Consider the following 12,538-nt stretch of genomic DNA (forward strand, 5'->3'; position numbering starts at 1 on the left):
GTGACGGAATTCAGAACCCGAATCTAGGAAGGTAACCCTTATCACCGAGTTGGCGGGGGCCGAACAGGCCTACGGCTAATCTGCTCTGATGCCCGACCGCCTTCAGCACCTGAGCACGGCCGTCGCGCATTGGCACGCCGACGAACCGTCCGTCGGCTCGCCCCTGAACGCGTCCGAGGTCGCATCCCTGCGCCGGACCCGGCGATTCGGCGCCACCGGAACCGTACTCATGGCCATCGGCGCGCTCGGCGCCGGCGCCCGGCCCGTCGTGCAGGACCCGACGTTCGGCGTGCGCCTGCTGAACCTGCCGTCGCGCATCCAGACCGTCTCACTGACCATGACCACCACCGGCGCCGTCATGATGGCGCTGGCGTGGCTGATGCTGGGCCGCTACACGCTGGGCAAACGCCGGATGTCGCGTAGCCAGCTGGACCAGACACTGCTGCTGTGGGCGCTGCCGCTGCTGATCGCGCCGCCGATGTACAGCAAGGACGTCTACTCCTATCTGGCGCAGAGCCAGATAGCGAGCATCGGGCTGGACCCCTACCGTGTCGGCCCGGCGACCGGTCTCGGGCTCGGCCACGTGTTCACCCTGACGGTGCCGAGCCTCTGGCGCGAGACACCGGCGCCCTACGGACCGCTGTTCCTGTGGATCGGGCGCGGCATCTCCGAGCTCACCGGCGACAACATCGTCGCCGGCGTGCTCTCCCACCGGCTGGTCGTGCTGCTCGGTGTCGCGGCCACGGTGTGGGCAACGCCACGTCTGGCCCGTCGCTGCGGTGTCGCCGAGGTCAGCGCGCTGTGGCTGGGACCGTGTAATCCCCTGCTCTTCATGCACCTCATCGCGGGCATCCACAACGAAGCCCCGATGCTCGGCCTGATGCTCGCCGGCACCGAATTCGCCATGCGCGGCATCGATTCCGGCCGTCCCCTCATCCCCCGACCACTGCACTGGCCACGGCACCGGGAGGACTGGTCCGCGTGGTGGCCGCTGGCGATGCTGCTGACCGGCACGGTGCTCATCGCCATGTCATCGCAGATCAAGCTGCCCTCCCTGCTCGCGCTGGGTTTCGTGGCGATGGCCCTCGCGCGCCGGCTGGGCGGGACGGTCAAGGCCTTCTTCCAGGCCTGTGTGCCGCTGGGCACCGTCGCGCTGGCGGTCATGGCGCTCATCGGCTGGGCCAGCGGCCTGGGCTTCGGCTGGCTGTTCACCCTCGGCACCGCGAACGTGGTGCGGTCCTGGATGTCGCCGCCGACACTCGTCGCGCTCGGCACGGGACAGGTCGGCATCCTGCTGGGCCTGGGCGACCACACCACCGCGGTCCTCGGACTGACCCGTGGGATCGGCGTCTTCGTCATCGGCGTGCTGGTCAGCTGGCTGCTGCTGTCGGTGCTGCGGGGACGGCTCCACCCGCTCGGCGGCCTCGGCGTCGCCATGGGCGCGACGGTGCTGCTGTTCCCCGTCGTGCAGCCCTGGTACCTGCTCTGGGCGATCATCCCGCTGGCCTGCTGGGCGACCCGGCCGGGCTTCCGTGGCACCACCATCGTGGTGACGTTCGTCGTCGGCGTCTTCGGCCCGACGGCCAACGGTGACCGGTTCGCGCTCTTCCAGATCCTCGACGCCACGCTGGCCAGCACCGTCATCGTGCTGCTGCTGATCGCCCTGACGCGCAACAGCCTGCCCTGGCGCGGATTGCCGGAATCAGACAACGGTGACGCCCCTGGTAGCGGCGCTGCCAGGTCCGACGCTTACGCTGAATCCCCGTGAGTTCCGGTGAGACGCCCGTATTGCTGCGCGGCGTCAGCAAGCGCTACGGCGATATCCAGGCCGTGAACAACCTGGATCTGGAGGTGCAGCGCGCCGAGGTGCTGGCCCTGCTCGGACCCAACGGGGCCGGCAAGACCACCACTGTCGAGATGTGTGAAGGCTTCAACAAGCCCGACTCCGGCAGCATCTCGATCCTGGGCCTGGACCCGACGGCCGACAACGCCAAGCTGCGCGCCCGCATCGGCGTGATGCTGCAGGGCGGCGGCGGCTACCCCGCCGCCAAGGCCGGCGAGATGCTGAACCTGGTCGCGGCGTATTCGGCGAACCCGCTCGACCCGCAATGGCTGCTGGACACCCTCGGTCTGACGGAGGCCGCCCGCACCACCTACCGCCGGCTGTCCGGCGGGCAACAGCAGCGCCTGGCGCTGGCCTGCGCCATCGTCGGACGGCCCGAGCTGGTGTTCCTCGACGAGCCGACCGCCGGCATGGACGCCCACGCCCGGATCGTGGTGTGGGAGTTGATCGAAGGCCTGCGCCGCGACGGTGTCACCGTCGTACTGACCACGCATCAGCTCACCGAGGCCGAGGAACTGGCCGACCGGATCGTCATCATCGACCACGGCGCGGCCGTCGCCGCGGGCACTCCCGCCGACCTGACGCGCGGCGGCGCCGAGAACCAGTTGCGCTTCTCGGCCCCGCCCAAATTGGACCTTTCGCTGCTGATCTCGGCGCTGCCGGAGGGCTACCGCGCCACCGAAGCCGGCGCCGGCGAGTACCTGGTGGAAGGGCACATCGACCCACAGGTGCTGGCGACCGTCACCGCATGGGCCGCCCGCCTGAACGTGCTGGCCACCGACATGCGCGTCGAGCAGCGCAGCCTCGAGGACGTGTTCCTCGACCTGACCGGACGGGAGCTGCGGTCGTGAGTACCGAGACCAATCGGTTCGCACCGGGGACGTTCACCCCGGACCCGCGGCCCGCGGGTATCCCCGCCATGCTGGCGGCACAGTACGGCCTGGAGCTCAAACTGCTGCTGCGTAACGGCGAGCAGCTGCTGCTGACCATGTTCATCCCGATCACGCTGCTGGTCGGGCTCACGCTGCTGCCGCTGGGCTCCCTGGGGGACCACCGGCCGGGGACGTTCACCCCGCCGATCATGGCGCTGGCGGTCATCTCGACGGCGTTCACCGGACAGGCCATCGCCGTCGCGTTCGATCGGCGCTACGGCGCGCTCAAGCGCCTCGGCGCCACCGCGCTGCCGGTGTGGGGCATCATCGCCGGCAAGTCGCTGGCGGTCATCACGACGGTGTTCCTACAGTCGATCCTGTTGGGCGGCATCGGCATTGCGCTGGGCTGGCGGCCGAGCCCGCTGAGCCTGCTGCTCGGCGCGCTCGTCATCGCGCTCGGCACGGCCTCGTTCGCGGCGCTGGGTCTGCTGCTCGGCGGGACGCTGAAGGCCGAGATCGTGCTGGCCCTCGCGAACCTGCTGTGGTTCATCCTGGCCGGCCTCGGCGCCCTGACCATCGAGCACCGCGTCGTCCCCGAGGCGCTGCGCTGGGTGGCCCGGCTGACGCCGTCGGGTGCGCTGACCGAGTCCCTCACCCAGGCGATGACGCTGTCGGTGGACTGGTTCGGCATCGCGGTGCTGGCCGTGTGGGGAGTGCTCGCCGCGCTGGCCGCGATGCGCTGGTTCCGGTTCAGCTGACGGGCAGCAACTGCGGCAGCAGGAATTCCAGCTGACCGACCTCTTCGATGTTGTGTTTGACCCACGCCCGCACCATGTCGTCGGGAAACCGGCGGCCCAGCAGGCGGTTGACGGGCGTCATGAACGCCGATCGCGCGCCGACATCGAGCACGCTGACGTAGTGCGCTCCTTCGGCCCCTGCCGACCAGGTGTGCTCGAGGCTGAACACGATCACGCCGGCCACCCGTTGCACGAGCCGGATGCCGGTCTCGTCGAGCTTCTCGACGCGGTCCACCACGTCGACGCGATATTCGGGCCGCCCGCCGAACGCCTCGACGATGCGGAATCGCGCGCCTTCGGCCGCGCCGCCGGTCGGCGCCGGGCGCGCCAGTTCCCACCGGATGTGGTCGACAGGGTGCCACGCCAGGTACCGGTCGATGACCTGATCCCCGTAGCGCATGGTGCCGCCGAGGTGCGTGAACCAGTCGAGGAGCATCGGCGGCGTCACTCCAGGTAGCGGCCGGTGCTCGATGGTGACCCGACGACGGCCGTGGGGTGCGTCGAAGTACCGGACGGTTGCGGTGTCGACGGACCGCAGCGGATACAGGATCGGTCGGCTCATAGCTCCTCCAAGATACGGTTCCGTTTCTTGATCAAGACGCTAGGCTCGTCAGTTAAGATACGCAAGCGTTTCTTCAAGGAGGCCCGATGCGACGACGCGGCGACGAGCTCGACGCGGCGATCCGCGCCGCGGTCATGACACTGCTCACCGAGCAGGGACCCGCCGGAGTGACGATGGAGGCCGTCGCCGCCGCGGCGCGCACCAGCAAGCCCGTGCTGTACCGGCGCTGGCCCGACGGCGCCGCACTGCTGCGAGACACCTTGCTGCGCAACGCGAAAGCAGCGATCCCACACACCGACACCGGCAGCTACCGCGGCGACATGCTGGCGGTGCTGCGCGGCTGGGCCGCGATGTTCACCGGACCACAGGCCGCCACCATGCGCGCGGTGGTCGCGGCCATGACCGGGGATGACGAACTCGCCGCGGCATTCCGGGACGACGTGATCGGGTGGCGCAAGGCGGAGATGGCCGACCTGCTGGCCCGTGGCGTCGCCCGCGGCGACGTCCGTCCCGACGTCCCCGTCGAGATCGCCCGCGAGCTCGGCCAGAGCGTGCTCTGGCACCGGCTGCTCATCACCGGCGATCCCATCACCGACGAGCTGGTCGTCGACCTCGTCGACCAGGTGCTGGTGCCGTTCGTCGCCCCTACTACGCCACGTAGTTAGCGCTGGCCTACGATCAGACCGTGCTCGACAAGCTGCCCATCCCCTCGCTTCGGGTCCAGCGGCTCATCGCGTTCCTCGTCATCCTGACCCAGGGCGGCATCGCCGTCACCGGGGCCATCGTCCGCGTCACCGCATCCGGACTGGGCTGCCCGACGTGGCCGCAGTGCTTCCCCGGCAGCTTCGTGCCGGTGCCGCACGCCGAAGTGCCCGTCGTGCATCAGGCCGTCGAATTCACCAACCGCATGTTCACGTTCGGCGTCGTGCTGACGGCCGCCCTGGCGGTGCTCGCCGTCATCCGTGCCGGCCGCCGCCGCGAGGTGCAGGTCTATGCCTGGCTGATGCCGGCGTCGACTGTGGTGCAGGCGGTCATCGGCGGCATCACGGTCCGCACCGGGCTGCTGTGGTGGACGGTCGCCGTCCACCTGCTGGTGTCGATGGTGATGGTCTGGCTGGCCGTGCTGCTCTACGTCAAGATCGGCGAACCCGACTCGGGCACCGAGGAACTCGTCGTGCCGCAGCCGCTGCGCTGGTTCACCGCACTGACCGCCGTCACCCTGTCCGCGGTGCTCGTCACCGGGACCTTGGTGACCGGCGCCGGACCACATGCCGGCGACAAGAGCGCCTTGCAACCGGTCAAGCGCCTGCAGGTCGAGATCACCGATCTGGCGCACCTGCACTCGTCGCTGCTGGTGGCCTACCTCAGCTTCGTCATCGGCCTGGGCTTCGCACTGCTCGCGGTGCGCGCCCCCAAGCCCGTACTGCTGCGGCTGGCGGTGCTGGCCGGGCTGGTGCTCGCGCAGGGCGCCGTCGGCGCGGTCCAGTTCTACACCGGCGTCCCCGCCGTTCTGGTCGCCATCCACGTCGCGGGCGCCGGCGCCTGCACCGCGGCCACGGCGGCGCTGTGGGCGTCGATGCGAGTGCGGACATCCGCGTAGCGAGTCCCTGGCTTCAGTCGGGTCTGCGGCATCCCGTCACAGATTGCAACCAGGGACGCCGCGATGCCGAAATCGATCCCAGACTTGAGTCAAAGTAGCGATATGCCGCCGCAGATTGACGTCAGGGATCTCAGCCCAACCGATCTTTGTCAGCGGATTTTCAGCGCCGCAGCGGCTCTCTTGCCCAGCACCGTCGTCACCGTGTGTCGGTCGATGTCATCCAGGGTCAGCACCGCTTGGGGCCGGGTGATCCGCTTCATGTCCTCGGCTGACGGCTGCGGTACCAACGGCGCGATTTCGCGCGCCTCATCGACGTCGATGACCTTGTGCACCCACTCACTCTGATCGGTGCGTTCACGGCCGACGATCACGAACCAGTTGGCCAGGAAAACCTGAAGCCGCGGGATCAACGTCCACACCTTGCGCCGGTCCAGCGTCGAGCGCGCATCTGGCCGGGTGAACGCGAGCCAAGCGAGTGAACCGCTGTCTGCCTCCGTCAGCTTCCAGAACACTCGCCCGTGGTGAGGAACGGCATTGGCGACGGCCGCAACGCCCTCCCCGATTTCTCGGGCCAGTCTCCGGTAGTCGCCGATTCCGTCATAAAACTCGTCAGACACGGTTACCCCCGGCCCGACAGCGGACCGAGCCCGAGCCGCTCCAGGGCCCACTCGACGCCGACGGCGAATTGCCGTTGCGCCACAGCGCGTTCGGACTCGGCCAGCTGCCGCCAGCCCAGGCCCGGTTCGACGAGTTCCAGCTCGAGCAACCGCGGGTCCCGGTGATCGCCGATGACGTCCACCCGCGCGTACAGGAACTCCTCCGGCTCGATCCCGAGATGCGCGGCCGCAGCGGCCAGCGTCGCGTAGCCGACGTCCCACAGTTCGAAATCCGGGTCGGCCGGCTGTAGCTGTTCCTCGGCGTACGTGCCGGATTCGTGCATCTCCACACTGCCACCGGGCGGCGGCAACATCGGCCCCTTGATGAACGCGTGCGACTGCTTGCCGGCCAGGAACACCAGGGCGGTCTCCCCTGCCTCGATACGCTCGTCATACGGCTGGATCAGCGCCGTGCGGCCATCGGCCTGGAGCGCGGCAGCATGCGCGGCGGCCGCGGCGGCATCGGTGAATCGTTGCGCCCCAACCGAACCCGCACCCACCGCGGGTTTGACCACGATTTGACCGCTGGGCACCGTCACCGACTCACCCGGCGCGAAGAAACCGCTGGGCACCGTCGGCACGCCGGCCGCCGCCAAGTCCGCCAGGTAACGCTTGTCGCTGTTCCACGCCACCACCCCGGGCGCGTTCAGCAGATTGCGCACCTTCGTGGTCCAGGCCAGGAATTCGTCGTGCCGCTCGGTGTAGTCCCACGTGGCCCGCAGGATCACGAGATCGGCCTGCAGTGTGGCCGGGTCGTCCCAGGCCAGCCACTGCGCATGCAAACCGCGGTCCCGCAACGCCTTGACCAACCCGTCGTCGTCTCCGTCGCCTTCGACGAGAGCCCGGCAACCTGCCAAAACGATGCGTGGATGACGGATATCGGGCCGCGCGAGTTTCACGTTGGAATGATAGGTGGCATGCACGCCATCGAAGTCGCCGAACTCGGCGGTCCAGAAGTCCTGTCCTTCGTCGAACGCCCCGAGCCCACGCCGGGCCCGGGCGAGGTCCTGATCAAGGCCGAGGCCATCGGCGTCAACTTCATCGACACGTATTTCCGCTCCGGCCTCTATCAGCGCGAAGTGCCGTACATCCCCGGCACCGAGGTCTGCGGCACCATCACCGCGGTTGGTGACGATGTGGCGGCGCTGGCCGTCGGCGACCGCGTGGTCACCGCCGCCGCCGACGCCACCTACTCCGAATACTGCGTCGCACCAGCCGATTACGTGGCCTACGTCCCAGAGGGCGTCGACCCTGAGGTGGCGGCTGCGGCACTGCTTAAAGGCATGACGGCGCATTACCTGATCAAGTCGACCTATCCGGTCCAGCAGGGCGACACCGTGCTGCTGCACGCCGGCGCCGGCGGCGTCGGGCTCATCCTCACGCAGTGGGCCACCAGCATGGCCGTCCGGGTCATCACCACCGTCTCCAACCAGGACAAGGCCGAGTTGTCCCGGCGGGCCGGCGCCATCGAGGTGCTCGACTATCCCGACGACCCCGCCGAGTTCGGCGCCAAGATCCGCGAACTGACGGGCGGTAACGGCGTCGCCGCCGTCTACGACGGGGTGGGCGCGTCCACGTTCGAGGCCAGCCTGGCCAGCCTCGCGGTGCGCGGCACCCTGGCACTGTTCGGCGCCTCGAGCGGTCCCGTGCCGCCGTTCGACCTGCAGCGGCTCAACAGCGCGGGCTCGTTGTTCGTCACCCGGCCGACGCTGGCGCACTACACCCGCACGGCCGACGAATTCTCGTGGCGGGCAGGCGAACTGCTGCAGGCCGTCGCCGACGGCACCATCAACGTGACGGTCAGCCAGCGCTACCCGCTGGCCGACGCCGCCCGTGCACACGCCGACCTGCAGGCCCGCCTGACCGTCGGCTCGGTGGTGCTGGTGCCCTAGACCGGCTCGGCCGCCGGGAACGTCCAGGCGCCGTCGAGAATCTCGGCCCGCGGGCGGTACAGCCGCACGGTGTAGTTCCAGCCCGGCGTGATCGGCAGCAGATTGTCGGCACCCGCGCCACCGAACTGGATGGTTGTCGAACCGTCGGCGGCCTTGACCGCGGTGATGTTGTTCAGCGAGTAGGCATTCTGCTCGTTGGCGGTGAAGTAGCCGTCCTTGTTGTAGACCGTCACCGACCAGAAACCGTCCACCGGAACGTCTTTGACGGTGAGCCGGTGCACCGTGGTGCCGTCGTTCTCGGACGGCACCACGGTCAGGTAGAACGCGTCGCGCTCGGGGTTGCCGCCCCAGGCGTTGGCCGAGCCGATCAGGTGCCGCACCGGGTCGGTGTCGGCCGCGGTGCCGAACATGCCCTTGGTGTCCGGCAGCGTCGTGGCCAGCGTGACGAGGGCGTCGCGCACGGTCTTCTGGCTGACGGGGTCCCAGTCGGGTACCTCGAAGCTGCCCGGGGCGTCCTGCGCGACGGTGACGGCGTCCTGCAGCGCGTGTACGGCGGCCAGGTCGGCGGCATCGTTGGGATCGACCAGCGTGCGGACGGCCACCGCCACGTACCGGGTGCCGACGGCCTCGCGTGTCAGGTCGACCGTCGCCGGGGCGTAGGCGACCTGGGTCGTGTAGTGGTCCTCGTTGATGACCTGGAGCGACATGAACCGGCCCGCGCTGTCGGGCAGGGTGACGGTGACCGGTCCGGCGTCGAGGTCGAACACCGCGGCCGAGTAGAGGGTGTCGCGGTTCTGCCGGATGACGACCTGGTGATCGATCGAGCTCAGTTCGCGATGATGAAGAAAGCCACCGACGCCGCCGTCGTTCACGATGCCGGAGAAGTACAGGTCCGATTCGGCGCGGGCGAAATTGTCGGGGCTCACCGGTTGGGGCATGCCCCCAAGCTAGCGGGTCAGTGGAACAGCATCGGCAGCGCGAGTGCCGAGTCGACCGCCAGCGCGCAGAACACGACGGCGAGGTAGTTGTTCGACTGCAGGAACAGGCGCAGTGGCTTCACCGGCTCACCGCGCTTCACGCCCGAGTACAGCTGGTGCGCCATCACCAGGAACCAGACGCCGGCGACGAGCGCGACGGCCGCGTACAGCCAGCCGGTGGCGAACGCGAGCGCGAGCGTCGTGAGGACCGTGGCCCAGGTGTAGATCAGGATCTGCTTGGTGACCGCGCGCTCGGTGGCGACGACGGGCAGCATCGGCACGCCGGCCGCCTCGTAGTCCTCCTTGTAACGCATGGCCAGCGCCCAGGTGTGCGGCGGCGTCCAGAAGAAGATGATCAGGAACATCACCAGCGCCGGCCACTGGATGGTGCCGGTGACCGCCGACCAGCCGATCATCACCGGCATGCAGCCGGCCGCGCCGCCCCACACCACGTTCTGCGAGGTGCGGCGCTTCAGCAGCAGCGTGTAGACGAAGACGTAGAAGGCGATGGTCGCCAGCGCCAGCAGGCCCGACAGCAGATTCGAGCTACGCCACAGCCACAGGAACGACGTGACCGTGAGCACCAGGCCGAAGATCAGCGCGTTGCGGGTGGGCACCGTCGCGCGGGCCAACGGCCGGCGGGCGGTGCGCTTCATCACCTTGTCGATGTCGGCGTCGGCAACACAGTTCAGCGTGTTGGCGCCGGCCGCCGCGAGCAGCCCGCCGACCAGGGTGTTGAGGATCAACAGCGGCTTGATCGGACCCTGACTGGCCACCACGTCGAAGCGGTGCGCCAGCAGCATCGCCGGGATCGTCGTAACCAGCAGCAGCTCGATGACACGCGGCTTGGTGAGCGCGATGTAGGCCAGCAACGTGTCCCGAACGCGGTTCGGCGACTTGGTCCCCGAAGCAGCGTCGTGCTCGTCAGACGCCGCAGCTCCGGGACCGAAACCGTGTGCCCCGTGGACGGAACGGCGCTCGCGAATGCTCACGCAGATATCTCCTCGGAAGTCACGGCCGCGCAGCCTCTACTACAGACGATGGTAGACCGCGCACCTGAGTGCTCCACACCGCAGGGTGCATTCAGGTGAACGGAAACCCAATCACGGACAGGCCAAAGGTGAAGCGGTCTGCACCACACCAGCGGCGCGCACTAGGGTAGTCATGCAGCTCGCTTGCGATTTGCCGAGCCCGAGACGTCCCTCAGTAGGAGTGCGCCCGTGACCACAGTCGAAGAGATTTCCGAACTCACCCGCCCGCACCACCCGGACGACTGGACCGAGCTGGACTCGGCCGCCGTCGACACCGTGCGCGTGCTGGCCGCGGATGCGGTTCAGAAGGTCGGAAACGGCCACCCCGGAACCGCCATGAGCCTGGCCCCGCTGGCCTACACCCTGTTCCAGCGCCAGATGCGCCACGACCCGTCCGACACCCACTGGATCGGCCGTGACCGCTTCGTCCTGTCGTGTGGACATTCCAGCCTGACGCTGTACCTGCAGCTGTACCTGGGCGGCTTCGGCCTCGAGCTGGCCGACATCGAGGCGCTGCGCACCTGGGGCTCGCTGACCCCCGGCCACCCCGAGTACGGCCACACCAAGGGTGTCGAGATCACCACCGGTCCCCTGGGCCAGGGTCTGGCGTCGTCGGTCGGCATGGCGATGGCCGCCCGCTACGAGCGCGGTCTGTTCGACCCCGACGCCGCTCCGGGTGAGAGCCCGTTCGACCACTTCATCTACGTGATCGCCTCGGACGGCGACATCGAAGAGGGCGTGACGAGCGAGGCGTCGTCGCTCGCCGGCACCCAGCAGCTGGGCAACCTGATCGTGCTGTGGGACAACAACAAGATCTCCATCGAGCACGACACCAACATCGCGCTGTCCGAGGACACCTGCGCCCGCTACCGCGCCTACGGCTGGCACGTGCAGGAGGTCGAGGGCGGCGAGAACGTCGTCGCGATCGAAGAGGCGCTGGCCGCGGCGCGCGCGGTGACGGACCGCCCGTCGTTCATCTCGGTGCGCACCATCATCGGCTACCCGGCGCCCACCAAGATGAACACCGGCGGGGTGCACGGTTCGGCGCTGGGCGCCGACGAGGTCGCCGCCACCAAGAAGGTGCTGGGCTTCGACCCGGACAAGAGCTTCGAGGTGAAGCCCGAGGTCATCGAACACACCCGTGAACTGGTCGCCCGCGGCAAGAAGGCGCACGACGAGTGGCAGGTCGCGTTCGACGCCTGGGCCGCCAAGGAGCCCGAGCGCAAAAAGCTGCTGGACCGCCTGGAGGCCGGCGAACTGCCCGAGGGCTGGGACGCCGACCTGACGTACTGGGAGCCGGGCAGCAAGGCCGTCGCGACGCGTGCCGCGTTCGGCAAGGTCCTCAACGACGTGGCCGGCAAGCTGCCCGAATTGTGGGGTGGCTCAGCCGATCTCGCGGGCAGCAACAACACCACCATCAACGGGGTGAAGTCGTTCGGCCCGCCGTCGATCTCGACCGAGGACTACACCGCCGACTGGTACGGCCGCGTGCTGCACTTCGGCATCCGCGAGCACGCCATGGGTTCGATCCTCAACGGCATCGTGCTGCACGGCCCGACGCGTCCGTTCGCAGGCACCTTCCTGCAGTTCGCCGACTACATGCGCCCGGCGGTGCGGTTGGCCGCGCTGATGGACATCGACCCGATCTACATCTGGACCCACGACTCCATCGGTCTGGGTGAGGACGGCCCGACGCACCAGCCGATCGAGCACCTGGCCGCGCTGCGCGCGATCCCGAACCTGTCGGTGGTCCGTCCCGCCGACCCGAACGAGACCGCCTACACGTGGCGCACCATCCTGCAGCGCACCCACGGCAACAACCCGACCGGTTTCATCCTGACCCGCCAGGGGGTACCCGTCCTCGAGGGCACGTCGTCGGAAGGTGCGGCGAAGGGTGGCTACGTGCTCGGCGGCGGTAACCCGGCCGACGACGCCGACGTCATCATCATCGCGACGGGCTCCGAGGTACAGCTGGCCGTCGAGGCACAGAAGCTGTTGGCGGACAAGGACATCGTCGCCTACGTGGTGTCGATGCCGTGCCTGGAATGGTTCGAGGCGCAGCCGAAGGAGTACCGCGACGCGGTGCTTCCGCCCGACGTCTCGGCACGTGTTGCGGTCGAGGCCGGCATCGCGCAGCCTTGGCACAAGCTGGTCGGTGACACCGGCGAGATCATCTCGATCGAGCACTACGGCGCATCGGCCGACGACAAGACCCTGTTCCGGGAGTTCGGCTTCACCGCTGAGGCCGTCGTCGCCGCCGCAGAACGCTCGTTGGACAACTGACAACCGATTCAGAAAAGAGCACCCT

General features: G+C 68.7%; 12 protein-coding genes. 7 read left to right on the forward strand and 5 right to left on the reverse strand.

Translation table 11 applies throughout. The features are described from left to right. Window positions 1-88: 88 nt before the first annotated feature. The 3 genes from mptB to ACJH6H_RS08705 are packed head-to-tail and all read left to right on the forward strand — an operon-like array spanning window position 89 to window position 3,473. Window positions 89-1,768 carry a polyprenol phosphomannose-dependent alpha 1,6 mannosyltransferase MptB gene (gene mptB / locus ACJH6H_RS08695; RefSeq protein ID WP_406774675.1) on the forward strand — a complete coding sequence of 560 codons (1,680 nt, stop codon included), beginning with the start codon at window positions 89-91 and terminating at the stop codon, window positions 1,766-1,768. Continuing rightward, window positions 1,759-2,694, forward strand: a complete 936-nt coding sequence (locus tag ACJH6H_RS08700; protein ID WP_406774745.1) for an ABC transporter ATP-binding protein — start codon at window positions 1,759-1,761, stop codon at window positions 2,692-2,694. Before mptB ends, ACJH6H_RS08700 begins: the two co-directional genes overlap by 10 nt. Beyond that, window positions 2,691-3,473 carry an ABC transporter permease gene (locus tag ACJH6H_RS08705; protein WP_406774676.1) on the forward strand — a complete coding sequence of 261 codons (783 nt, stop codon included), beginning with the start codon at window positions 2,691-2,693 and terminating at the stop codon, window positions 3,471-3,473. The genes ACJH6H_RS08700 and ACJH6H_RS08705 overlap by 4 nt, the downstream gene beginning before the upstream one ends. On the opposite strand, the gene ACJH6H_RS08710 is transcribed toward ACJH6H_RS08705, so the two are convergent. Continuing rightward, window positions 3,466-4,074, reverse strand: a complete 609-nt coding sequence (locus tag ACJH6H_RS08710; protein WP_318984573.1) for a hypothetical protein — start codon at window positions 4,072-4,074, stop codon at window positions 3,466-3,468. The genes ACJH6H_RS08705 and ACJH6H_RS08710 overlap by 8 nt on opposite strands. 86 nt (window positions 4,075-4,160) lie before the next feature. Between ACJH6H_RS08710 and ACJH6H_RS08715 the strand changes: the two genes are divergently transcribed. Both ACJH6H_RS08715 and ACJH6H_RS08720 read left to right on the forward strand, forming a co-directional pair. Next, complete coding sequence (locus ACJH6H_RS08715; RefSeq protein ID WP_318984572.1) at window positions 4,161-4,739, forward strand: TetR/AcrR family transcriptional regulator; 579 nt, start codon at window positions 4,161-4,163, stop codon at window positions 4,737-4,739. Window positions 4,740-4,759: 20 nt separating this feature from the next. Then, entirely contained in the window at window positions 4,760-5,674 is a 915-nt protein-coding gene (locus ACJH6H_RS08720; RefSeq protein WP_207548009.1) for a heme A synthase, read from the forward strand. A 149-nt stretch (window positions 5,675-5,823) separates the two neighbouring features. Here ACJH6H_RS08720 and ACJH6H_RS08725 read toward each other — a convergent pair whose 3' ends face one another. Both ACJH6H_RS08725 and ACJH6H_RS08730 read right to left on the reverse strand, forming a co-directional pair. Beyond that, complete coding sequence (locus ACJH6H_RS08725) at window positions 5,824-6,291, reverse strand: hypothetical protein (RefSeq protein WP_406774677.1); 468 nt, start codon at window positions 6,289-6,291, stop codon at window positions 5,824-5,826. Between the two features lie 2 nt (window positions 6,292-6,293). Further along, complete coding sequence (locus ACJH6H_RS08730; RefSeq protein WP_406774678.1) at window positions 6,294-7,229, reverse strand: RimK family alpha-L-glutamate ligase; 936 nt, start codon at window positions 7,227-7,229, stop codon at window positions 6,294-6,296. Window positions 7,230-7,247: 18 nt separating this feature from the next. On the opposite strand from ACJH6H_RS08730, the gene ACJH6H_RS08735 reads away from it, so the two are divergent. Continuing rightward, window positions 7,248-8,222 (forward strand): quinone oxidoreductase, encoded by a 975-nt coding sequence (locus ACJH6H_RS08735; protein ID WP_318984568.1) that lies wholly within the window; start codon window positions 7,248-7,250, stop codon window positions 8,220-8,222. Here the strand turns inward: ACJH6H_RS08735 and ACJH6H_RS08740 are convergent. Beyond that, on the reverse strand, window positions 8,219-9,148 hold the full coding sequence (locus ACJH6H_RS08740; RefSeq protein ID WP_406774746.1) for a DUF1254 domain-containing protein: 930 nt from the start codon (window positions 9,146-9,148) through the stop codon (window positions 8,219-8,221). The genes ACJH6H_RS08735 and ACJH6H_RS08740 overlap by 4 nt on opposite strands. Before the next feature lie 29 nt (window positions 9,149-9,177). Then, window positions 9,178-10,191 carry a heme o synthase gene (locus ACJH6H_RS08745; RefSeq protein WP_346415678.1) on the reverse strand — a complete coding sequence of 338 codons (1,014 nt, stop codon included), beginning with the start codon at window positions 10,189-10,191 and terminating at the stop codon, window positions 9,178-9,180. Window positions 10,192-10,419: 228 nt separating this feature from the next. Between ACJH6H_RS08745 and tkt the strand changes: the two genes are divergently transcribed. Next, a complete protein-coding gene (tkt, locus tag ACJH6H_RS08750; protein WP_406774679.1) occupies window positions 10,420-12,513 on the forward strand; it encodes a transketolase in 2,094 nt (697 codons plus the stop codon). The last annotated feature ends 25 nt before the right edge of the window (window positions 12,514-12,538 follow it).

Source organism: Mycobacterium sp. SMC-21, from assembly GCF_045310825.1.
Lineage (GTDB): Bacteria > Actinomycetota > Actinomycetes > Mycobacteriales > Mycobacteriaceae > Mycobacterium.